Here is a 22,971-nt window from a genome sequence, read left to right as displayed (position 1 = left end):
CACCCGACGGCACGGTCAACCCCCGGTGCTGGTCGAGGGGGTTGACCGTTTCGGGGGTCAGTTGGTCCGGGTGAAGGACCAGGTCCGGCCGGCGGTGGGGGGCTGCTGGGTGAGGGGGGAGTTGTCGGTGGTGCCGGAGGGAGTGACGGCGAGGCCGCTGTTCTTGGCGACGAGCGTGTATCCGGCGGCGCCGGCAGGGGTGAGGGTGAACTTCTGGTTGGACTTGGCGGAGTCGCAGGTCCACTGGATCACGGCCGTACCGGCGGTCGTGTCGCCGTTGTAGATGTCGAGGCACAGGCCGGAGGCCTTGTTCTTCAGGGCGTAGGTCCCGTCGGCGTCGGCGGTGAGGATCCAGCGCTGGTTGGTGCCGCGCTTGCGGCCATAGGTGATCATCTGGGTCCCGCGGATGAGGGACGCGCCGGGGTCGTCCATCACCTGCCCGGGGCCGGTCGCGGCGATCTCGTAGGCGCCGTTGGCCGGCGCGGGCTGGACGGGGCTGATCGCGCCGTTCGGGGTGATCCGGAACATGGCGGTGGCGTGCGGGGCCAGCGTTGCGGCGAGGGCGCCGGTGGTGGTCGTGGACGCCCCGGTCCACAGGTTCCTGACGGTGTAGGAGGGCGCCCCGGCGATGCCGAGCTCGGACGCTCCCGTGGTCACGGTGGCCGTGCTGCCGCCCGTGTTGGTGAGCGTCACCGACCGGTCGCCACCGGCCAGTTCGCGGACGGTCACCAGCTCGGTGTCGGAGTCGGCGACGATCCGGGCCGCCCGCCCGAGGCTGTCCTGGTCGACGCCGATCACCGCCCGGTTGGTGAGGATGTCCCGGACGGCGGGCGTCATCCCGGCGAGCTTGTTGCCCGCGACGAGCGGGGAAGCCATCTGGGCCCACAGGCTGAAGTGCGAGCGGTACTCGTCCTCGCTCATGCCGGGGACGCCGACCTCCATCATGTCGGGGTCGTTCCAGTGGCCCGGGCCGGCCTGGCGTCCGAGGTAGCCGTTGAAGTGGACGATGTCCATCACGCCCATGCTGTACGTGTTGGTCACCTTGTGCTTGTCCCAGGTGGAGGAGATGTCCTCGGTGGTCCGCCACATGTTGGCGATGGCGGACCAGTCGTAGCTGGCCCCGGTCTTGTCCGCGTGGAAGCTGTTGGGGTTGATGCTGTACACGATCGGACGGCCGGTGTTGTGCAGCGCGTCGCGCATCGCCTTGAAGGCGGCGATCTGCTCGTCGAGGGTGCCCGCCGGGGAGCACCAGTCGTACTTGAGGTAGTCCACGCCCCAGGCGGCGAAGGTGTTCGCGTCCTGCTGCTCGTGTCCCTGGCTGCCGGTGGAACCGGGGTAGGCGTTGTTGCGCTGCGCGCAGGTCCGGTCGGTGGGCACCTGGTAGATGCCGAACTTCAGCCCCCTGGCGTGCAGGTAGTCACCGAGGGCCTTCATCCCGCCGGGGAAGCGGGTGCTGTCGCCGTGGATGTCGCCCTGGGCGTCGCGCCGCGGGTCGAACCAGCAGTCGTCGACCACGACGGTGTCGTAACCGGCCTCCTTCATCCCCGAGGCGACGAGGGCGTCGGCGGAGTCGTGGATGAGCTGCTCGCTGATGTTGCAACCGAACGAGTTCCAGGTGTTCCAGCCCATGGGCGGGGTGAGGGCCACCCCGTTGTCCAGGGCCGACGCGGGCTGGGCACCGACCGTCGCGAGGGGGCCGACGGCCAGGACGAGCGCGGTGGCCAGCGACGCTGCGGTCCGGCTGCGGTGGGAACGGCGGGGAGCGGGCAAGGGGTTCTCCTGGGGCGTGCGGTGGGTGGGCGTGGCCGGCCGAGGCGTCGGCGGTTCGGGCCGGCTCGGGCTCGTGCGTGGTGAGGATGGGGGGCACGCTCGGACGGCGATGCGGGTGTACGGAGGCTCGTGGGGCGGCCAGTGACAGGGAGTCGGACCCAGAAGTCAACAAATTTCAACGCGGTGACGCAAATAGAAACACTGCGCTTCGCGCGAGTCAACAGCCCGGACCGGAGTTTCCGAGCCCGCTGTCGCACCGCCACCCAAGCCTGAGCACCCCTCACCACCGAGCCTGCACAGGCAACTTCTCACGGCTGGCTCCGCACACAGCACGCCGACACCCCCAGGGGCGACAGCTGACCGACCGTCATGTCCATGAGAGCGACGGCGGCGCGGGCGCACCCACCCGGGGACCGGCGTGCCGCTTCGTCCGCGTCGATCCCGGGGTCCACCGCCCCGATCGATACACATCAGCTCAGAGATGATGGCTTGAAGTCATTCTGGTTTGCATGTCGTGTATCTGACAGAGTTTCGACCGCACTGCGGTCTTCTGCCGTCGGGGGCCGTCGAAGGATCACGCCGAAGGGACAGGTGCGACATGAAGAGCCAGATCAGCCGGCTGTGGAGCGGTACGAGGACGAGGGTCGTCCGCAGCCGGATCGCCGCGATGGTCGGGGCGGTGGCGCTGATGGCGTCCGTCATCCTCGCCGGCACCTCCGTCGGCACAGCCGGCGCCGCCACCACCGGAGAACTTCGCTGGCCCGCCGGCCAGTGGTCCTGTTCGGGGGCGCCCGTTCCGGCCGGGTGGGTCATCACCGGCCACAACACCGGCGGCTGCAACGGCGCCGGCTCCTGGTACCAGCAGCCCGTCAAGGACGGGATCTGGACCTGCTCCGGCTCGCCGATCGTGGCCGGGTACGTCATCACCAACTACGACAGCAGGGGCTGCGACGGCCTCGGCGGCTGGTACCACCAGATCGTCCACAACAGCATGTGGACGTGCTCGGGCTCACCGATCGTGCCCGGGTACGTGATGACCCGGCACACCGTCGCCGGATGCAACGGCATCGGGAGCTGGCTGCACGAACAGATCTACCCCGGGATCTGGGCCTGTTCGGGATCGCCCATTCCGCCCGGCTACCGGATCACCGTGTTCAGCTCCTACGCATGCGACTTCGTCGGCGCGTGGCAGATGGCCCGCACCTGACGCCGGCCGCCCGACCCGGCCACCTGACCTCGACCGCGGAGCACCCGACCGCGGACACCGGAGGCACCGCAACCCACCGCGGTGCCTCCGCCGCACGTTCAGGAGGCCGGTCACCGAACCGACCCCGCCCCGCAACGCGGCGAGGGCGCCCGTGCATCCGTGCGCGCGGCAGGCGGCGGGCAGCGCATACGCCGCGCCCAGCAGGGGAGTTCACGGCCGGCATGCTCGGGAGTGCGAGGACGCTGCGGATGGTGGTCGGCGGCGGCAGGAGCGGCACACGGCGCAGCGGCCCGCCGGCGCGCCGGCGCGCCCCACGCTCGTCGCGGATCTCCCGCCTGTGGCGGGGTGAGGGTGGATCACTTCTCCGGCAGCAGTGCGATATCGGGCACCGGGCCGACATGGCCGGGCTTTTCGGGGTTGCACGCGGAGCGGATCGTCCGGATCGCGCCGTCGACCCGGGCCGGCCGGAGGTGGACGCCGGGCTTCCCGGGCCGGCGGAACCCGCCGATGAGCAGCCGGCCGACGTGCCGCAGGCCGGTCCCGACCGGGACGGAGTCCGGCCGCACCGGCCGTGCGACGAGTACCCACCGGGCCTGGACGACGAGGCTTCACGGCCGCGCCCGCGGCGGCGCGCTCGCCCCCGCGAGCAGCAGCGTGCGCGCCGACTGGTAATGACAGCCGGCCGCGTCGAACGCCTCGCCGACGGCCAGCAGCCGCGGCAGGTCACCGTCGAGCAGCGCCTCCGCCCGGTCCACCTGGGCGGTGGCGACCGGGTTGCCGGCGACCACGGCCCTGGCGGCGACAACGCGCTCCCGGGCGTCCGGATGCCCGGCGAGCACCGCCGCCTCCGCCCTGAGCGCCACGTACCAGTGCAGCCAGATCCAGCTGACCCACTTCCACACCTCATCCGGCTCCGGCGCGACCCGCTCCAGCGCGGCGCCCGCGTCCCCGTGGTGGAGCAGGACCATGGCGTCGAAGACCGCGCCGTAGCCGTACCGGTGCTCGGGTGCGGTGCCCGCCCGGTCGACGACCGCGAGCCAGCTCGCCCGGGCCTCGTGGTCACCACGCATGCCGTGGACCATCGCGACCGAGGCAGCGGCCGGGCCGAGCGAGAACGACCGCTGCCGGCCGGCCTGCTCCCACGCGCCGAGGAACCTCACGCTGCGGGTGAGCACCTCCTCGGCGTTGCCCGCGAACGCGTCCGCGACCAGGAGCCAGGACGTGGCGTTGTGGCCCGCCTCCGCCAGCAGTGGCTGGTCGGCGAGCTGCCTGCCCCATCGGAGGGCTTCCGGCAGCTCGCCCACGCCGAGGGCGGTTCCGGCGGCCATGGCGAGGGCGTCGATCAGCTCGTGCGTGGCGGCCGGGGTACGTGGGGCCGAGGCCAGGACATCGATCCGGTGCCGGGCGGCGGCCGCGGCGGCGAACGGCTCGCCGGCCCAACTCCGGGCGCCGGAGAGCGCGTCGAGGGCGGCGGACTCGGCGACCGGGTCGCCCGCGCGCCGGGCGAGCCCGACCGCCTGTTCGGCGTACGCGACCGTCTCCTGCACGGTGTTGTCCGTGGCTCCCTGGACCGCGCCGAACGCGTCCGCGACCACCGCCGCCTCGGCCAGCGCGACGGCCGCCGCGGCAGCCGGGTCGTCACCGCCGGACAGCTCCCGCGCGGCCGCGAGCAGCGCGGTCACCTCGTCCACGGGCGGAAGCAGGGTGAACGCGCTGGAGAAGCGGTACGCGACGGTGGCGGCGGCCGCCAGGTCGCGGGCGGAACCCACGCGGTCACCGGCCCGGCGTGCGGCCTCCCCGGCGGCGCGGTGCAGGCGGAACATGTCGTCGCCGAGCCGGCGGCACCCGGCCACCCCGGCGGCCTGCCGCAGTGCCGCGGCACCGGCCGCATCGTCGGCACCGGCGGCGAGCTCCGCCGCCTGCTCGAACCGCTGCTGGGCCTCGCCGAGCAGGTTCCGGGTGAAGGCCAACTCGGCCGTGCACAGGGCGAGACGGTGGGCGTCCACGCGCTGCTCCGGCCGGCCGGCGGCCCAGGCGAGGGCGGTCCGGAGCTCCTCCGCCAGCGCGTCGAACCGGGCGCGCCAGTCCGCGCCTCCGGTCTCCCGAAGGGCTGTCGCGCCGGCCGAGCACCACCCCAGATGCCGGGCTCGGACCTCGGTCAGCTCGTCGGCTTCGGCGAGCCGCTCCGTCCCGTACTGGCGGATGGTCTCCAGCGCCTGGTAGCGGGTGCCGGCCGCGGACGACGTCACGGTGAGCAGGCTCTGCTCGGCGAGCCTGCCGAGCCCGTCCGCGACCGCGGCCGGATCCAGCGGGCCGAACCCGGCCACCCGGGCGGCCGCCTCGGCGGTGAACGGCACGACGAAGACCGACACCCGCCGCAGCAGCGCCCGGTCCTGCGGCTCCAGCAGGTCATGGCTCCAGTCCAGTACCGCCCGCACCGACCGGTGCCTGCCGTCGGCGCGGGGTCCGCCGGCCAGCATGCGCAGTTGGTCGCAGAGGCCGGAGGTGAGGCCGTCCAGCCCGAGCGTGGCGCACCGGGCCGCCGCCAGCTCGATCGCCAGGGCCATGCCGTCCAGCCGTTCGCAGATGGCCGCAACCCGGTCGCGTACCGCCGGATCCGGCGGTCGGCCGACCGCCGCCGCCCGTTCCACGAACAGCGCCACGGCCTCCGACTCGGCCCCGCCGACCCGCGACAGCGGCGGGACCGGGTGGACCCACTCGAACGGCACCATCAGCCGGGCCCGGCTGGTCGTGAGCACCCGCACCCGGGGGCAGCCCGCCAGCAGCCGTTCCAGGAACGGCGCCACCCCGTCGCCCACGTGCTCGCAGTTGTCGAACACCAGTAGCGCCTGACGGTCCGTCAGCGCGGCGAGCACCGACTCGTCGATGCCACGCCCGGGTTGCTCGCCCACGCCCACGGCCGCCGCGACCACCGCGCCCACCCGCCCCGGATCGGTGACCGGGACCAGGTCCACGAACCACACCCCGTCGGCGAACTCGCCGGCCAGCTCCGCTGCCACCGCCAGCGCGAGCCGCGTCTTCCCCACCCCGCCCGGACCGACTGCGGTCACCTGCCGGTGTGCCTTCACCGCCTCGGCCAACTCCCTGCGCTCCCGCACCCGGCCGACGAACGCCGTCAGCGGCGCCGGAAGAGCGGGCTCCGGCTGCGGCCGCCCGGCGCGAGCCGGTTCGGCCGCGCGCCTGGACAGCGCCCGCCGGTCCGGCAGCTCCAGCTTCCGCAGCAGCGAGGAGACGTGCGACTCGACCGTGCGGACGGAGATGAACAGCCGCGCGGCGATCTCCGCGTTACTGAGGTGCTCCCCGAGCAGCGCGAGCACTTCGGCTTCCCGAGCCGAGATCACTGGAGTGGACACCCACTCATTATCCGTAGTGCGTTCCGTGGTCAGCACGGAGGCGGGGCACACCCGGCCCGCGGGAGGCTGTGACCACGGCGATCGAGCCGGCAAGACACACCGGGTCGAGCGACCCACGATCAAAGGAGTGGCCATGACCGGTTCTTCCACCCGGGGAATCAGGACCGTGCTGCATCCCGTCTCCGATCTGGCGAAGGCCAAGGCGGTGTACGCGGCCCTGCTCGGCGTCCCGCCGCAGACCGACGAGCCCTACTACGTCGGCTTCGAGGCCGCGGGCCAGCACATCGGGCTGGTGCCGGGCGGCGGCCCGCAGGGCCTGACCTCGTCGCTGGCCTACTGGCACGTGCCGGACATCGAGGCGAAGCTCGCCGAGGTGACCGCCGCCGGCGCGACCGTGAAGGAGCCCGCGCACGACGTCGGCGGCGGCCGCCTGGTGGCCGCCGTGCTCGACCCCGACGGCAACCTCCTCGGGCTGCTTCAGGACCGATGAACACCGGACCGATGAGCACCGGACCGACGAACCGCGAACCCCGCACCCACGATCGGCGCCGTCGCGACACCGAGCACCGGCTCACCCACGACATCGACGTCTGGGTGGCCAGTGCCTCGGACGACGGCGCGCCGTACCTGGTGCCGCTGTCGTTCGACTGGGACGGCGAGGCGCTGCTGGTGGCCACCCCGACGGACAGCCCGACCGGCAGGAACCTGGCCGCCACCCGGACCACCCGGCTGGGACTGGGCCACACCCGCGACGTGACCGTGATCGAGGGCGAGGTCGAGGTGCTGGAGATCGACGCACTGCCGCAGGAGCGGGGCGACCGGTTCGCCGCTCGCACCGGCTTCGACCCGCGCGCGCTGGCCACGCCGTACCGCTGGTTCCGGATCACCCCGCGCCGCACCCAGGCCTGGCGCGAGGTGAACGAGCTGCCCGGGCGCACGCTCATGCGCGACGGCCGCTGGCTGGCCTGACACCGAGGCCGGGCACACCGCCCGGTCCACGCCGCCCGGTTGAGGGCGGCCGCATCCATACCGACCCATGGACAGGAAGGACACCCGCCATGACGGGCACGCAGAAGGACACCGAGCGCACCACCGGGACCGACCGGACCTTCGACGGGTTCACCGACGAGGAACGAGCCGCGATGAAGGAGCGCGCCCGAGAGCTGAAGGCCTCCGCACGCCGCAACTCCCGCGCGGACAAGACTGCGGAGGAGGAGGCCGCCGTACTGGCGAAGATCACCGAGATGCGGGAACCGGACCGGCTCATGGCCGAGCGGCTCCACGCCGTCATCCGGGCGAGCGCACCGGAGCTCGCGCCGAAGCTCTGGTACGGGATGCCCGCCTACGCCAAGGACGGCAAGGTGCTCTGCTTCTTCCAGAGCGCGCAGAAGTTCAACACCAGGTACGCGACGCTCGGCTTCAGCGACCGGGCGAACCTCGACGACGGCACCATGTGGCCCGCCGCGTACGCCCTGACCGGGCTGACCGCCGCCGACGAGGCACGGATCGGCGCACTCGTGAAGCAGGCGGTGAGCTGACGAGCCGGGGCGGCGGTCGGGCCTGGGCAGCGGTCAGGCCGGGCCGTCGAGCGGCCGCAGGAAGCGGCGCTCGTACCGCTTGATGCAGCGGGTGCGACGGGCCAGCTCGAACGCCTCCTGGCACTCCGGGTCGGACATGCTGTCCGTGCGGTACTGCTCGTACCTGGCGAGGCTGGGAAAGGAGAAGAGGGCGTAGGCGATGTCACTGTCGCCCTCACTCGGCAGGAAGTAGCCGTGGTGCGTCCCGCCGAAACGGTTGACGAGCCGGACCCAGCGGCGACCGTACTCCTCGAAGTCCGCGAGCTTGTCGGCGTCGATCTCGTACTTCAGATGAATGGTGATCACGCCGACATCATGCCGCACGGGTCCGTGGCCCTCCCGGGCCGCTCGGTGGGCGACCGTCCGTCCGCGACCCGGTCCTGCGGGCGCAGAAATACCCCCTGGGGTATCTTGGCAGCGCGACCGTCTCGCGACGGACGCCCGCACCGCCGGAACCAGCAGGAGGACCACCCTCGTGGACTACGCCATCACCGCCACCCTCGACCTCCCCTTCGCCGCGGCCGTGGAGCAGGTCCGCACGGCACTCGCCGCGCAGGGCTTCGGGATCCTGACCGAGATCGACGTCCGGGCCACCCTGCGGGCCAAGCTCGGCGAGGAGATGGAGGACTACCTGATCCTCGGCGCCTGCAACCCGTCGCTGGCCCACCGCGCACTCGGGGTGGACCGCAGCATCGGCCTCCTGCTGCCGTGCAACGTCGTGGTGCGGACAGCCGACGGGCACACCGTGGTCGAGGCGATCGATCCGCAGGTCATCGTGCAGATCGGCGGACAACCCGAGCTGGCCGCCGTGGCCGACGAAGCGGCCGCGCTCCTGCGGACGGCCCTGGACGGCCTCCGGCGCTGAGCGGGGCGACCACCCGCGTACCCGTACGGCCCGGCACACCCCGGCCGGCGGGGACCTCGCCGACCGGGCCCGCTCGCCCGACCACAGCGCCCGCTCCCCCGACCACCGCAAGGAGCCACCCCGTGTTCCCGTTCCGCCGCGGCCCCGGCCGCATCACCCCCGCCGAGGCCCACCGCCGCGCCACCGCCGGGGAAGCCGTCCTGCTCGACGTCCGCGAGCGCGACGAGTGGAACGCCGGCCACGCGGAGGGCGCGCTGCACCTGGCGCTCTCCCGTCTCACCGCCGGCGCCGCCCTGCCGCGCCAGGCCCAGGGCCGGCCCGTGGTGGCCGTCTGCCGTTCCGGCATGCGCTCGCGGCGCGCGGCGAAGATCCTCGCCGGCCAGGGCGTGGCGGTCGTGGACGTCCGGGGCGGCATGACCGCCTGGGCCTCCCACGGCCTCCCGCTCCGCGGACGGATCAGGTGAACCCGGACCCGCCGCCGGGTCCGCGGGACCGCCTCACACCTCCGGCACGAATACCCCCTCGGGTACGATCGGTGTCCGGACGGGCAGCTCGGGAGGCATCCACATGCAGGTCGACGACGACTCGGTCGGCGCGGTGCTCAACCGGCTCCGCCGCGCCCAGGGCCAGCTCGCCGGAGTCATAGCGATGATCGAGGCCGGGCGCGACTGCAAGGACGTCGTCACCCAGCTCGCCGCCGTCTCCCGCGCCCTCGACCGCGCCGGATTCAAGATCGTCGCCAGTGGCATGCGCCAGTGCATGGCCACCGCCGACGGCGACACCCCGCCGATGTCCGAGGCCGAACTCGAGAAGCTCTTCCTCGCACTCGCCTGAGACCGCCCGGACCGGGACGGTCGCCACGGGTTCGGGTGGGCCGCCGGTCACGAGCTCCTGATCAGGCGGCCGGTCACCCGGACCGGGTTGATCCGCACCCAGAGGTCACGGACTCCGCCCGCCCAGGGCTCTGCTCCGGGCCGGCCTGCCAGCCGCCCCCCGGTGTCGTCGTCGAGCCGTTCGGCCGTGCCGACCACGAGCACGCTCCAGCCCGCGCTGCCTGGTTCGTCCACGTGGTCGACCTCGAAGGCGACCTCACTGCCCTCGGCGGCCGCGGCCGCACCCGTTCGGGCTGTCCGGTACACGATCGAGCGCGTATCGACCAGGTAGTTGACGGGGAGGATGGCGGGACCGGACGCCGAGGACAGGGCCACCCGCCCGATGCCGTGGTCGGACAGGCGGTCCCAGCACTCCTCGGGGGACAGCCTCATCAAGGTGGGCTGCGGTCCCGGGGCGGACTGCCCGGGGGGAAGGTCGGTGCGCCCGTCCAGCAGCTCGTCCTCGGACATCCGCAGGACGGCGGCGAGCCGCCGAACGGCGCCGGGGTCGAAGTCGCTGCCCAGCTCCTCCAGGTGCTGGAGATAGCGGAGTGACATGCCGGCTCCGGTCGCGAGCTCGTCCCGGGTGAGTCCGAGCTGCCCGGCCCGCAGTGCGATGCGCCGGGCGATGTCCCGCGGATCGGGCGAGGCCCCACCGGGTCGGGGGCTTCTCTCGTTCATGGCCATCCACCTCCTGCGATCGAGCATGGCACCGGGCGCCCCGGAACGCCGTCGCGGACGCTCCGGGCTGCGGCCTCCCGCGGTCGACGCCGCCTGGCGTTCCGGCGGGCGGACGGGCGGACGGGCGGACGGGCGGACGGCACCGGATCACCGGCCGGGGCCGGCCTGCCGGGAACCCCGGATCCGTCGCGGGTGCACTGCCTCCGGGCCCGTGGCCTCCACCACGGACCGAACACCGGCGTCCTGCTGTCGGTGGTCGCGCGGCGGCTGCGGCGGGATCCGGCGGACCCCTGGGGTACCCCGGGACGGTGAGGTTTGTCGGAACGCTGCGGCGTGGGACCCCAGGGGCCGTAGATTCACTGTCAGGAACAGTGATTGACGGTTCGACGGGAGCGGTTGTGGCAAGCGCAAACACGTTCGGTACGGACAGCGGTGTGGGATCGACGATAGCCCTGCTGGAGGTGAGGCTGCCCGCCCTGCGGGAACGGCGTCGCCGCCTGGAGGACGAACTCGCGGCCGTCATCGCGCAGGAGAGTGCCATGGTCAGCGTGCTGGAGGGCCTGGCGGCCCTGGCCGGCGCGTTGATCGACGGATCCGACGAGCAGCATGACGAACCGGTGGGTGCGGCCCACGCCGCCGATCCCACGGAACCGCCGGCGGCGGACACGGCGACGGGCCGGGAGCTCGCCCCGGTGGGCGTCCCCGCGGACGGGCCCGAGGCCTCCCGTCCCGAGCCCGCACCGGCGAAGCCCACCCGCAGGCGCTCGACTTCGGCCACCCGGACGACCGCCCGGACCGCCAGGAAGGCGCCCGCCGGGAAGGCCGCCCCGGTGGAGAAGACCGTCCCGGCGGAGAAATCCGTCCCGGCCACGGTTCCCGCCCCTGAGCAGGACGCGGTGGCCGAGGCGCCGGCCGCGCCGGCGAGGAGGACGGTCGCGCGCCGCGCCGCAGGCAGCGGGGCCGGGAAGGCCGCGGCCGGGAAGGCGGCGACGAAGACCGTGCCCTCGCCCCGGAAGGCGCCGGCGGCCACGCCGTCGGGCCGTCGGAGGCTGACGGACACCGAGAGCGTCCTGGCCGTACTGGCGCAGGCCGACGCTCCGCTGCGGGCTCGCGAGGTCACCACCCTGCTGGGGCTGGACGAGGCCGACGGCACCGTGAACGCCGTCCGCACCAGGCTGGAGCGCCTCGCCAAGGCAGGCCGGGCGCAGCGGCCGGGGCGTGGCCTGTACACGGCGGCGGCCGGCTGACACGGCCGGGGGCTGCCGCGGCCGGAGGCGCTGCGGCAGCCGGGGGCCGGTGCCGGGACACGGCCCTCGGCCGGCTCCGGAAGTACCGGGCTTCGCGGTCCCGGCTCGGCGCCTGGAGCCGACGCGAGGAGCACACTGCACCCGCGTTGGCAAGGCCTGCACCAGAACGTCCGATTATCGATCGCCAGGGGAAGCGAACTGATCGTTCGTCAGTTGAACGGGGAGCCGGGTCCCGCCCGGTCCGATGTCGACCAGCCGAAGAACGATCAGGAGACAACCGTGCGCATACTCTTCACCGGCCCGGCCGCGCCCAGCCACCTGTTCCCGATGGTGCCGACCGCGCAGGCGCTGCGGGCCGCCGGGCACGAGGTTCTGTTCGCCAGCCCGAAGCCCATGGACCAGCTTCGGGCGGCCGGATTCCCGATCGTCGAGATCGGCGACGGCCGCCCCCTGCGGGAGTCGTTCGAGGCCATCAGCGGCGAGGAGACCCGCTACGCCAGGCCGGACCTGGACCAGGACCAGATCCTCGACCTGGCCGCCGCCGCCTTCGCCCACGCCTCCCGCTCGACCGTGGACGGCCTGCTGGCCACCGCCGGCGAGTGGGACGCGGACCTGCTGATCCACGACTCCTGCATGGCCTCCGCCCAGCTGGTCGCGGCGAAACTCAAGATCCCGGCGGCGCTGCAGAACTTCGGCCTCACCTCCGGCCTCGACATGGCCGCGCGGCTGGCCGGCCACTTCACCGACGTCTACGAGACGTACGGCGTGGCCGCCCCGGCCGAGACCACCCCGCTGAACATCGTCCCGGCCTCGCTCGGCGGCGACCCGGGCGGCCTGCGGATGCGCTACCTCCCGTACAACGGCGGCGGGGTCGTCCCCGCCGACCTGCTGCGCCGCGGCACCCGGCCGCGGGTCGCCGTCACCCTGGGCACCGTGGTCACCGAGGTGGACGGGGTGCACGCCATCACCCGCCTGATCGAGGCCGCCGCCGCGGTCGACGCCGAGTTCCTGCTGGCCGTCGGCGACGCCGACCTCACCCACCTCGGCACCCTCCCGGCCAATGTCCGCCCGCTCCCCTGGGTCCCGCTGGCGGAGCTGCTGCGGGTCTGCGACGCGGTGATCCACCACGGCGGCTCGGGCAGCACGCTCACCGGTCTGCAGGCCGGCCTGCCCCAGCTCCTCCTCCCCCAGGGCGCCGACAACTTCGCCGTCGCCGACGTCCTCACCGCCACCGGCGCCGCCCTTCGCTCCGCCTCCGGCGACGTCGACACTCCGCTCCTGACCCGCCTCGTCACCGACCCGGCGCTCCGCGACCGCGCCGTCCGGCTCCGGGCCGAGAACGACGCCCTGCCCAGCCCCGCCGCCCTCGTCCCCGCCATCGAGGCCCTCGCGGCCGCCCGTCGCTGACCCGTACGGCCCGGGCGGGCACCACAGGCCGGCCGCCGGCCGCGCGCTCCCGGCGGGGAGAAGTCCTCGGTCAGCGACGGGAGGTGCGGCGCGCGGGCGGCGCGATCCGGACCCGCTCGGTGTCGGGCACCTTCTCGATGTCGTCGAGCTGCGCAGTGATCGTGCTGCGCAGCTCGTCGTAGTCCTCGAAGGAGTGGTCGTTGAACAGCGTGTAGCCCGTCCACATCAGGTTGGCGCAGACCCGGGCCGGCACCCGGCCGGTCCGGGCCCCCATGCCGACCAGCGCCACCGACCCGATGCTGCCCGGCGCTTGGCCGTTCTGCCGGTGGATCGCCTGGAACGCGGCGGCGCAGGCCAGCGCCACGTTGAGGGTCTCGCTCACGTTCTGCGAGGACTCCTCCATCGTCGGCGCCGAGATCAGGAACTTCGGGTTGACCGCCCCGGACGGCACGCACACCGCGCTTCCCACCGGGAGCCTGCCCCCGAAGCCGCTCCGGATCGCCCGCTGCACGCGCAGTTGGATGCCCGCCCCGAGGTGGCGCTTGACGACCGCGTCGACGCCGCCGTCCATCCGGCCCCGGGAGTTGGTGGGGCTGACCCAGGCGTCCACCACCTCGTCGAGGATCGAGCCCTTGCGGATCTCGATCCCGGGGGTGTCGGCGAACGCCGCCCGCCACGCCTCCACCACCGTCGAGTTGGTGTCGGTCAGCACCACCCTGAGCGGCGACTGCACGCGGTTTTCGGTCATGGTCGACTCCGATCGGGAAGCTGTCTCCTTGGTGATCACGAAGCTATCGCGCCCCGCTGACAGCGCGGCTCCGGTCGCGTACCGCAGGATGCGGCCCGCCGGTCCGGGCCTGCGGTTGTCACACGCGGCCGGTAGGACTGTCGGTGCGGCCGGTCGATCGACCACCCGTCAGTCACGCCCTCCCTCAGTACGGTTCGACCCTTCGGAGACCCTCCACCATGAGCGACGCCCAGGCCCCCGCCACGCCCGACCCGAACGACCCGCTGGCCCTCGCGGAACTCTTCGCGGGCGGCGGTGAACCGTGGCTTCCGCTGCTGAAGCCGGTCATCGAGGCGCAGCCCGGCGCGGCCGCGTTCATCGGCCCGGGCCGCGGCCAGGACGTCGTCCCCGTCCGCGAACTGACCTTCCAGGCGCTCAAGCCCAACGCGCCGCACAAGTGGAAGGTCGTCGTCTTCGGCCAGAACCCGTACCCCCGGCCGGAGAGCGCCACCGGCATCGCGATGTTCGACAACACCTTCCACGACTGGAAGGACAGCCAGTTCGGCAGGGTCGTCAGCATCCGCTGCATCATCAAGGCGGCGGCGATGTGGAAGTACGGCATTCCCAAGAAGACCCCGATCGCCGACGTCCGGGCGCTGCTGAAGAAGCAGGACACCGTCCAGCCGCCCGAGTGGTTCCAGGCGATGCTCACCCAGGGCGTGCTGCTCCTGAACGCGGCCCTGACCGCCAGTAGCGACGGGACGACGGGAACCGACCGGCACACCGCGTTCTGGCGGCCGGCCGCCGAGCGGATCGTCGAGGAGATCCTCAGGGCCAAGCAGAACGCCGACGAGGAGGACCGCGGTGTGGTCTTCGCGTGGTGGGGGGCGCACGCGCGCAACCTGAAGAAGGTCGTCGTCGAGCTGCAGAAGAAGTACCCCGGGGTCGAGGTCCGGCACATCGACCACCCCAACCCCGCGGCGCAGGGCGACATCTTCTGCGACGGCGACCACTTCGGGATGGTGAACGAGGCGCTCGCGTCGCTGGGCGCCGACCAGGTCGACTGGCTGCCCAGCAAGGGGTGGAACACGCTCGCCGCGGCGGCGGGTGGGACGGACGGCGACGTCTCCGAGCGCATGGGCGCGTTCATCGCGTCCACCATGGAGCTGCACCAGCTCTACCTCGACCGGCTCGCGAGCGTCAAGGACGAGGGGCTCGTCCTCCCCGCGATCACCGGTGTGTTCGACACACCGCTGATGGGGTTCCGGGACGCCGTGGGCCCGGTCGCCGCACTGCTCCCCGGTCTGGACCGGCACGTCACGCTGTCGCACGAGTTCGGCAAGCGGCGGGCGGACGAGGCCACCGCCGGCCTGTCGGGTCCGTCCGGTCTGTCCGGTCTGTCCGGTCTGTCCGCCGACGCGATCGCCGCCCTCTACCTGTACACCTGCGAGTCCGCGTTCTACCGGGAGATCAACGCCGTCCTGCGCTCCCCGGACCGGAGCCGGCTCGTCCCCTACCTCCCGTACCTGCGGCTGCTGTTCGCGGCGGTCTCGAAGCTTCCCGCCCGCACGGAGCCGCTGTGGCGCGGAGTCTCGCTGGACCTGCGTGCGCAGTATCCGCTCGGACGGACCGTCACCTGGTGGGGCGTGTCCTCGTGCACGTCGAAGCTCGGCGTGGCGCGGGCCTTCCTCGGCAGTCGCGGCAAGCGGACGCTCTTCGAGGTGCGTCCCGTCCGGGCGACGGGCATCCAGAACTTCTCCGCCTTCACCGGCGAGGAGGAGTTCATCCTCCTGCCGGGCACCCAGCTGGAGGTGACGGACGTCCGGACCGAACGCGGCGGCCTGTGCACCGTGACGCTGACGGAACTGGACGAGCAGACCCTCGTGTCCTGAGCCGGCGTCACGCCGTGTCCGGCTCGGCGGGTGACACCCCGCCCTCCCGCCCGGATGGTCGACCCGCTCCCGGACCGACCCTCTGATCGGTAATCGATCGCGCGATACGCTCGATCACGGCTGTCCCGTGGCCCGGCAGACCGTCAGCCACCGAGCCCGAGCCCCGACAGCAGCGCCGCTCCGGCCGCGGGCAGCGGCGGGAGCGGCGCCGCGGCGGGGTGCCACGGTGCCTCGTACTCCCAGGACACCCAGCTGCCGGGCGGGAGCAGCCGGGCGCATCGGACCCCGAGACCTGACCATCTCCAGCCATTCGATCGAACGACCCCAAGTCCGATCGAATGGCTGCCCACGCCCATGCCCCCCGCACGAGCCATTGACATGGACCTGCAACCGGGACTTAACCTGACGTGCGCTACCGATCGGTAGCTTCGGTTTTGAACCGGACCGAGGAACTGGCACGGCCCCTTCGCGCCCCGGCGGAGGGATGAGCCGCCGTGCTCCGGTCCGGGAGTCGCACATGCCCCCAACTGCGTCGTGACTCACCCACGGAGAGCCCATGAGGCCTACCCTTTCACCGGCCGACATCGTCGTCGGGATCACCCCCTTCCACGAACCCGACGCCGGACTGGCGCAGGCCCTCTGCCGCGCCGGCGCGCTCGGCGTGCTGGACCTCGGCACCGGTGACCGCCGATCGCGCGAGGAGCTCGCCCGGCTCCGCGAGAGCGCACCGGGCCGGTTCGGCGTCCGGATGGGACCCGCCTGCCGGCTCTCGCCCGACGACCTCCGCGCGCCCGACGGAACCGGCCCGCACACCCTCGTCCTGCCCCCGGACGTGCCCGGCTGGGACATCGAGGCACTCGGCGCCCGGTACCGCGTGCTGGTCGAGGTGACCGACCTAGCCCAGGCGCTGGCGGCGGCTCGGGCCGGCGCCCACGGGCTGATCGCGCGCGGAGCCGAAAACGGCGGCCGGGTCGGCGAGTTGAGCACCTTCGTGCTGCTCCAGCAGTTGCTCGGGGCCGCGGAGATCGGACTCCCCGTGTGGGCCTGCGGCGGGATCGGACCGCGCACCGCGGCGGCGGCGGTGGCGGGCGGGGCCGCCGGGGTGGTGCTGGAGGGCCAGCTCGCCCTGCTGGCCGAGTCCGCCGCGCCCGAGGAGGCCGCGGCGGCCGTGCGCGGTATGGACGGGTCCGAGACCGTGGTCCTCGGCGGGAGACGGGTCCTGCGGCGCGGCGGGCCTGCGGGCGAGCGCGATCAGGTCGAGCTGACGATCGGTCAGGACGGCGCCCTGGCCGCAGGATTCGCCGACCGGTGGAGAACGGCCGGGCAGGCCGTCCGGGCGATCCGCGAGGCCGTGCTGAACGTGCCGCGGACCTCGGCCGCCGCCCGGGCGCAGCTCGGCCCCCGGGCGCCGCTCAGCAAGGCACTCGGAACCGAACTGCCGGTGGCCCAGGGTCCGATGACCCGGGTCAGCGACCAGCCGGGCTTCGCGTCGGCCGTGGCCGCGGCAGGCGCACTGCCGTTCGTGGCGCTGGCCCTGGCCGGGCCCGGGCAGACCCGTGAGCTGCTCGCCCGGACCGGGGCCGCTCTCGGTGAACGCCCCTGGGGCGTCGGCGTGCTGGGTTTCGCGCCGGAGGAGGTGCGCAGCGCCCAGCTGGCCGAGGTGCTCGCCGCCCGGCCCAGCCATGCCGTGATCGCCGGCGGACGCCCGTCACAGGCGCGGGTGCTGGAGGAGGCGGGGATCAGGACCTTCCTGCATGTGCCCTCCCCCGGGCTGCTGAGGCAGTTCCTGGAGGACGGGGCGCGCAGGTTCGTCTTCGAGGGCTCGGAGTGCGGCGGCCATGTCGGTCCCCGGCACAGCTTCCCGCTCTGGGAGGCGCAGTTGGCGGTGCTGGAGGACTTCCTCGACACGGCGGCCCAGGACGTCGGGCCGGTGGAGGTGCTGTTCGCGGGCGGCGTGCACGACGAGCGTTCGGCGGCGATGGTGGCGGCGATGGCGGCGCCGTTGGCCGACCGGGGCCTGGCGGCCGGTGTGCTGATGGGCACGGCGTACCTGTTCACCGAGGAGGCGGTGACGCACGGCGCGGTGCAGCCGGTGTTCCAGCGCCAGGTGGTGGCGGCCCGCGGCACGGCGCTGCTGCAGACGGCGCCAGGGCACGCCACGCGGTGCGTGCCGAGCCCGTTCACGGCGGAGTTCCTGGAGGTGCAGGAGCGGCTGCGGGCCGAAGGGGTACCGGACCGGGAGGCCTGGGAGCGGCTGGAGCGGCTGAACGTCGGCCGGCTGCGGATCGCCGGAAAGGGTGTCGACCGGGTCGCGGGCGAGCTCACCCCGGTGGACGAGCAGGGCCAGCTGGCGCAGGGGATGTTCATGGCCGGGCAGGTCGCCGTGCTGCGGTCGGCCACCACCACGCTGGCCGAGCTGCACGCCGCGGTCAGTTCGGGAGCGGCCGGCTTCCTGGCGGCCCGGACCGAGGAGCTGACGGAGCGTGCGGGCCTGTCCGCGACCGCCGACGAGCCGGTGCCGGCGCCACTGCGGATCGCGGTGATCGGCATGGCGGGCATGTTCCCGCAGGCGCCGGACGTGCCCGCGTTCTGGGCGAACGTGCTGGCAGGGGTGGACGCGGTGACCGAGGTGCCCGCCGAGCGCTGGGATCCGGCGCTCTACCACTCGACGGACGGCGGGCCCGGCACCACGCCGTCCAAGTGGGGCGGATTCCTGCCGCCGATCCCCTTCGACGCGCTGAGCTACGGCATCCCGCCGTCCGCGCTGGGCAGCATCGAGCCGGTCCAGCTGCTGGCGCTGGAGGCGGCGCGCCGGGCCCTGGTGGACGCCGGGTACGACGGCGGCGGCCAGGAGGGCGGCCGGGCCTTCGACCGTTCCCGCACCAGCGTGGTGTTCGGCGCGGAGGCGGGCAGCGACCTGTCCAACGCGGGCGTGCTGGGGGCGGTGCTGCCGGCCTACCTGGGGAAGGTGCCGGAGGCGATCGCCGAGCAGCTGCCGGGCCTCACCGAGGACTCCTTCCCGGGCATGCTGGCCAACGTCATCGCCGGGCGGATCGCGAACCGCCTCGACCTGGGCGGCGCCAACTACACCGTGGACGCCGCCTGCGCGTCCTCGTTGGCCGCACTGGACGTGGCCTGCAAGGAACTGGTGACGGGCGCCGCCGACCTGGCCCTGTGCGGCGGTGCGGACCTGCACAACGGCATCAACGACTACCTGCTCTTCGCCTCGGTGCACGCGCTGTCGCCGAGCGGCCGGTCGCGCCCGTTCGACGCCTCGGCCGACGGGATCGCGCTGGGCGAGGGGGTGGGCTGCCTGGTCCTGAAGCGGCTGGCGGACGCGGAGCGGGACGGCGACCGGGTGTACGCCGTGGTCCAGGCCGTCGGCAGTGCGAGCGACGGCCGCTCGCTGGGCCTGACCGCCCCGCGGCCCGAGGGGCAGCGGGCGGCACTGGAGCGGGCGTACCGCGGTGCCGGGATCGGACCGGCCGAGGTGGGCCTGGTGGAGGCGCACGGCACCGGAACGGTGGTCGGCGACCGCACCGAACTGGCGACACTGAACGAGGTGTTCACGGCGGCCGGCGCGGCCCCGGGGAGCTGCGCGCTGGGATCGGTGAAGTCGCAGATCGGGCACACCAAGTGCGCGGCGGGGCTGGCCGGCCTGATCAAGGCGTCGCTGGCGCTGCACACCGGGGTGAAGCCGCCGACCCTGCACCTGACGCAACCGAATCCGGCGTGGCAGCCCGGGACGAGCCCGTTCGCGTTCCACACCGAGGCCCGGCCGTGGGCCGCACCCGCGGGCGAACGGGTGGCCGGGGTCAGCGCGTTCGGCTTCGGTGGCACCAACTTCCATGCCGTGCTGACCGGTTACGATGGCGCACCGCCGGTGCACGGGTCACAGGAGTGGCCAGCCGAGCTGTTCACCTTCCGCGGCGGCGACCGGGAGCGGGCGCTGCGCGGGGTGACGGAGCTGCTGCGTCTGGCGGAGGCGGACGGCTCGCCGTGGCGGCTGCGCGACCTCGCGCTGGCGGCCTCCCGGCGGGCGGAGTCGGGGCACGGGCCGGTGCAGGTCGCGGTGGTGGCCGCGGACGTCCCCGCGCTGGCCGGGCTGCTGCGCCGGGCACTGGGCGGGGAGCACGATCCGGCGGCCGGTCTGCGGCTGGCCGACGAGGGCGGGCCGACGGGCGGCGAGGTGGCGTTCCTCTTCCCCGGTCAGGGCAGCCAACGCCCGGGCATGTTCGCGGAGTTGTTCACGGCGTTCCCCTCGGTGCAGCGGCATCTGCGGCTGGGCCGGGCGTACGCGGACGTGCTGTTCCCGCCGACGGCGTTCACCGCCGAGGCGCGGGAGGACCAGCGCGCGGCGGTGACCGACACCAGGGTGGCCCAGCCCGTGCTGGGCATGGCCGGGCTGGCCGCCCACGAGCTGCTGGGGCTGGCCGGGGTGCGTCCACGGCTGGCCGCGGGCCACAGCTACGGCGAACTGGTCGCCCTCTGCGCGGCCGGGGCCCTGGCCGCCGAGGACCTGCCGGCGATCAGTGCCCGGCGGGCGCTCGCGATCCTGGACGCGGTCGGCGAGGGCGCGGACCCCGGGTCGATGGCGGCGGTGGCGGCCGGCGCCGAGCAGGTCGAGCAGGTGCTGGCCGCCGCCGGGCTGGCCGGCCGGGTGGTGGCGGCGAACCGGAACGCGCCGCGGCAGACCGTGATCTCCGGGGCGACGCCCGAGGTGACGGCCGCGGCGGAGCGGCTGCGCGAGGCCGGGTACGGGGTCAAGCGGCTGCGGGTCGCCTGTGCCTTCCACAGCCCGTTGGTCGCGGGCGCCGGCGAGCGGTTCGCCGATGCGCTGGCCGACCGGGTGGTGCGGGCACCGGAGTTCCCGGTCTTCTCGAACCGGACGGCTGCCGCCTACCCGGCCGACCCGGCCGCGGTGCGGGCCGAGCTGGCGGCGCAGATCGGCGCGCCGGTGCGGTTCACGGCGCAGATCGAGGCCATGTACGAGGCCGGCGCCCGGGTGTTCGTCGAGGCCGGGCCGGGATCGGTGCTGACCGGACTGGTGTCGGCGGTGCTCGGTGACCGGCCGCACCGCGCGGTGGCGGTCGAGGGCCGGCGCGGCGGACTGCCCGGTTTCCTGGACGCGCTGGCCGAACTGGCCGTCGCCGGCGTGCCGGTGCGCACCGGACGGCTGCTGCACGGCCGTGACGCGGTGGAGGCGGGCCGGGCGCGGGCAGCGCGCCGGCCCGGCTGGACGGTGGACGGGCAGCTGGTACGCACCGCCGCCGGAGAACTGCTCCCCGGCGCGCTCGCACCGGCCAGACCCGTACCGGAGGCACTGGTGGCACCCCAGGACGCGCACCCGAACACCCACCGGGCCGACGGGGAGGCCCTGGTCGCGGACTTCCTGCGCAGCAGCCGGGAGATGGTCGCGGCGCAGCGCGAGGTACTGCTGAGCTACTTCGGTGCGGCGGGCGCCGCCGTACCGGCCGTGCCGCCGCCCGGTCCGCCGGTGCCGGCCGTCGCGGCGACGGCGGTGCCCGAGGCGCCGGCCGTGGCGCCGCGGCGGCGGGACGCCCCCGGGGCCGACCTGATGGCCACGGTGGTGGAAGTGATCAGCGAACGCACCGGATACCCCGCCGACATGATCGAACCCGACCTCGACCTCGAAGCCGACCTCAGCATCGACTCCATCAAACGCACCGAGATCATCGGCCAACTCGCCCGCCGCCTCACCACCACCGACCTCACCACCCTCGACGACCACCAACTCGATGAACTCTCCCGCGCCCGCACCACCGCGGCCATCACCCACTGGCTCACCAACCACCTGGGCCGACCGGCACCCGCACCCGCCCTCCCCCCTGCCGGACGGACCACGGACGCGGTCACGGGGTACGAGCCCGCGCGGCTGCGGCTCGTTCCCGTGCCACTGGCGGAGCCCGTCGGGGCGCCGCGGGTCCTGGCCGGCCGCCGCTTCGCCCTGCTCGGCACGGACGGCCGCGGCGTCGCACAGGCCCTGTCGGCGCGGCTCACCGCCCACGGTGCGCAGGTGCTGGCCCTGGACGCCGAGCACCTGCTGTCCGGCGGGGACGGCCCGGTGGACGGCGTGCTGCTGCTGGATCCGCTCGCCGAGCACGGCGCGCCGGTGCTGCCGGGCTGCGTGCCGGCGCTGCAGGCCGCGCTCGCCGGCGGGCCCCGGTGGCTGCTGGCCGCCCGCACGGCGTCCGCCGCCGGTCCCGGCCGGGCGGACGGCCTGCGCGGGCTGCTGCGCTCCCTCGCCCGCGAGTACCCGCGGGCTTCGGTCCGCCTCGTGGAGTTCGAGGCCTCGGCGGAGCCGGCCGGCGTGGCCGACGCCCTGGTCGGCGAGCTGCTGGCCGAGGACGGCGAGCCGGTGGTGCTGCACGGGCCGGACGGCCGGCGGGGCCTGACGCTGGTGGAGTCCGGTCTCGGGGTGCTGGGCAGCACCGGGGCGGGGCCCGCCGGTGACGGGGTGGCGGAGGCCGCCGCGCTGGGGCTGGACGGGGACGCGGTGGTGCTGCTGGTCGGCGGGGCGCGCGGGATCACCGCGCGGTTCGCCGCGGCGCTCGCGGCGGCCTCGCGGTGCAGGCTGGAGCTCCTGGGCCGCACCGCGCCGCCGGACGGCCCCGAGGACCCGGTGACGGCCGGCGCCCACGACCGGGCCGCGTTGCGGGCGGCGCTCGCCCGCCAGGGCGTACCGCTGCCGGAGGTCGACCGCGTGGCGTCGCGGCTGCTGGCCGGACGCGAGGTCGCGGCGACCCTCGACGAGCTGTCCGCACTGGGCTCGACGGCGTGCTACCAGGCCGTGGACGCGGCCGACCCGGCGGCCGTCCGGCAGGCGGTCAAGGAGGTGTACGCGGCGTACGGCCGGCTGGACGGTGTGGTCTACGCGGCGGGCGTGATCGAGGACGGGGTGTTCGCGGAGAAGGATCCGGAGTCCTTCCGGCGGGTGTTCGCCACCAAGGCGGACGGCGCCCGGGCGCTGCTCGACGCGCTGGCCGAGCTGCCGGCCGGGCCGCGTTTCACGGTGCTCTTCGGCAGCATCGCCGCGGCGCTGGGCAACCGCGGCCAGGCCGACTACGCGGCGGCCAACGACGCACTGGAGGAGCTGGGCGCCCGCTGGGCCGCCGCGACCGGCCGGCGGGCGCTGACCGTGCACTGGGGGCCGTGGGCACCGTCCGGCGCGCACGCCGGCATGGTCACGCCGGAGTTGGCGCGGGACTACGACCGGCGCGGCGTCCGGCTGATCGACCCGGGCGCGGGAACGCTGGCGCTGCTGCGCGAGCTGGCCTGGGGCGAGGAGTCGGTCCGGTCCGTGGTCTACACGGCGTCGGGCTGGTGACGGC

17 protein-coding genes are annotated in these 22,971 nt (G+C 74.3%); 11 read left to right on the top strand and 6 right to left on the bottom strand.

Going from position 1 to position 22,971, the window contains the following annotated elements; all coding sequences use genetic code 11:
• Positions 1–57: 57 nt before the first annotated feature.
• On the bottom strand, positions 58–1,770 hold the full coding sequence (locus OG871_RS32910; RefSeq protein ID WP_371501797.1) for an alpha-galactosidase: 1,713 nt from the start codon (positions 1,768–1,770) through the stop codon (positions 58–60).
• 598 nt (positions 1,771–2,368) lie between these two features.
• Between OG871_RS32910 and OG871_RS32905 the strand changes: the two genes are divergently transcribed.
• On the top strand, positions 2,369–2,977 hold the full coding sequence (locus OG871_RS32905; protein WP_371501795.1) for a hypothetical protein: 609 nt from the start codon (positions 2,369–2,371) through the stop codon (positions 2,975–2,977).
• Positions 2,978–3,333: 356 nt separating this feature from the next.
• Here OG871_RS32905 and OG871_RS32900 read toward each other — a convergent pair whose 3' ends face one another.
• Positions 3,334–3,543, bottom strand: a complete 210-nt coding sequence (locus tag OG871_RS32900; RefSeq protein ID WP_371501794.1) for a hypothetical protein — start codon at positions 3,541–3,543, stop codon at positions 3,334–3,336.
• A gap of 42 nt (positions 3,544–3,585) precedes the next feature.
• Positions 3,586–6,351: a LuxR C-terminal-related transcriptional regulator gene (locus tag OG871_RS32895; protein ID WP_371501793.1), complete on the bottom strand. Its 2,766-nt coding sequence runs from the start codon at positions 6,349–6,351 to the stop codon at positions 3,586–3,588.
• Positions 6,352–6,484: 133 nt separating this feature from the next.
• Here OG871_RS32895 and OG871_RS32890 point away from each other — a divergent pair, with 133 nt between their 5' ends.
• From OG871_RS32890 to OG871_RS32880, 3 genes are all read left to right on the top strand, one after another.
• Entirely contained in the window at positions 6,485–6,841 is a 357-nt protein-coding gene (locus OG871_RS32890) for a VOC family protein (protein ID WP_371501791.1), read from the top strand.
• 11 nt (positions 6,842–6,852) lie between these two features.
• Complete coding sequence (locus OG871_RS32885; RefSeq protein ID WP_371501790.1) at positions 6,853–7,320, top strand: pyridoxamine 5'-phosphate oxidase family protein; 468 nt, start codon at positions 6,853–6,855, stop codon at positions 7,318–7,320.
• Between the two features lie 89 nt (positions 7,321–7,409).
• Positions 7,410–7,889 carry an iron chaperone gene (locus OG871_RS32880; RefSeq protein WP_371501788.1) on the top strand — a complete coding sequence of 160 codons (480 nt, stop codon included), beginning with the start codon at positions 7,410–7,412 and terminating at the stop codon, positions 7,887–7,889.
• Between the two features lie 33 nt (positions 7,890–7,922).
• Here the strand turns inward: OG871_RS32880 and OG871_RS32875 are convergent, their stop codons facing one another.
• Complete coding sequence (locus tag OG871_RS32875) at positions 7,923–8,234, bottom strand: NIPSNAP family protein (RefSeq protein WP_371501786.1); 312 nt, start codon at positions 8,232–8,234, stop codon at positions 7,923–7,925.
• 169 nt (positions 8,235–8,403) lie between these two features.
• Between OG871_RS32875 and OG871_RS32870 the strand changes: the two genes are divergently transcribed.
• The 3 genes from OG871_RS32870 (at position 8,404) to OG871_RS32860 (ending at position 9,627) form a co-directional block, all read left to right on the top strand.
• On the top strand, positions 8,404–8,793 hold the full coding sequence (locus OG871_RS32870; RefSeq protein ID WP_371501785.1) for a DUF302 domain-containing protein: 390 nt from the start codon (positions 8,404–8,406) through the stop codon (positions 8,791–8,793).
• A gap of 122 nt (positions 8,794–8,915) precedes the next feature.
• Entirely contained in the window at positions 8,916–9,257 is a 342-nt protein-coding gene (locus tag OG871_RS32865; RefSeq protein ID WP_371501784.1) for a rhodanese-like domain-containing protein, read from the top strand.
• A gap of 103 nt (positions 9,258–9,360) precedes the next feature.
• The gene (locus OG871_RS32860) at positions 9,361–9,627 is read left to right on the top strand and encodes a metal-sensitive transcriptional regulator (protein ID WP_371501782.1); all 267 of its coding nucleotides are present in this window, start codon (positions 9,361–9,363) and stop codon (positions 9,625–9,627) included.
• A 47-nt stretch (positions 9,628–9,674) separates the two neighbouring features.
• Here OG871_RS32860 and OG871_RS32855 read toward each other — a convergent pair whose 3' ends face one another.
• Positions 9,675–10,346: a helix-turn-helix domain-containing protein gene (locus OG871_RS32855; protein ID WP_371501780.1), complete on the bottom strand. Its 672-nt coding sequence runs from the start codon at positions 10,344–10,346 to the stop codon at positions 9,675–9,677.
• Between the two features lie 434 nt (positions 10,347–10,780).
• Between OG871_RS32855 and OG871_RS32850 the strand changes: the two genes are divergently transcribed.
• Positions 10,781–11,593, top strand: a complete 813-nt coding sequence (locus OG871_RS32850; protein WP_371501778.1) for a hypothetical protein — start codon at positions 10,781–10,783, stop codon at positions 11,591–11,593.
• A 279-nt stretch (positions 11,594–11,872) separates the two neighbouring features.
• Entirely contained in the window at positions 11,873–13,000 is a 1,128-nt protein-coding gene (locus tag OG871_RS32845; protein WP_371501777.1) for a nucleotide disphospho-sugar-binding domain-containing protein, read from the top strand.
• Positions 13,001–13,070: 70 nt separating this feature from the next.
• On the opposite strand, the gene OG871_RS32840 is transcribed toward OG871_RS32845, so the two are convergent.
• Positions 13,071–13,748: a macro domain-containing protein gene (locus tag OG871_RS32840; protein ID WP_371501775.1), complete on the bottom strand. Its 678-nt coding sequence runs from the start codon at positions 13,746–13,748 to the stop codon at positions 13,071–13,073.
• A gap of 218 nt (positions 13,749–13,966) precedes the next feature.
• Between OG871_RS32840 and OG871_RS32835 the strand changes: the two genes are divergently transcribed.
• Together OG871_RS32835 and OG871_RS32830 are read left to right on the top strand one after the other, a co-directional pair.
• Positions 13,967–15,619 carry an ADP-ribosyltransferase domain-containing protein gene (locus tag OG871_RS32835; protein ID WP_371501773.1) on the top strand — a complete coding sequence of 551 codons (1,653 nt, stop codon included), beginning with the start codon at positions 13,967–13,969 and terminating at the stop codon, positions 15,617–15,619.
• 556 nt (positions 15,620–16,175) lie between these two features.
• Positions 16,176–22,967 (top strand): SDR family oxidoreductase, encoded by a 6,792-nt coding sequence (locus OG871_RS32830; RefSeq protein WP_371501771.1) that lies wholly within the window; start codon positions 16,176–16,178, stop codon positions 22,965–22,967.
• The last annotated feature ends 4 nt before the right edge of the window (positions 22,968–22,971 follow it).

Origin of the sequence: Kitasatospora sp. NBC_00374 (assembly GCF_041434935.1) — a bacterium.
GTDB lineage: Bacteria > Actinomycetota > Actinomycetes > Streptomycetales > Streptomycetaceae > Kitasatospora.
This window is presented reverse-complemented; position numbering and strand designations above follow the sequence as displayed.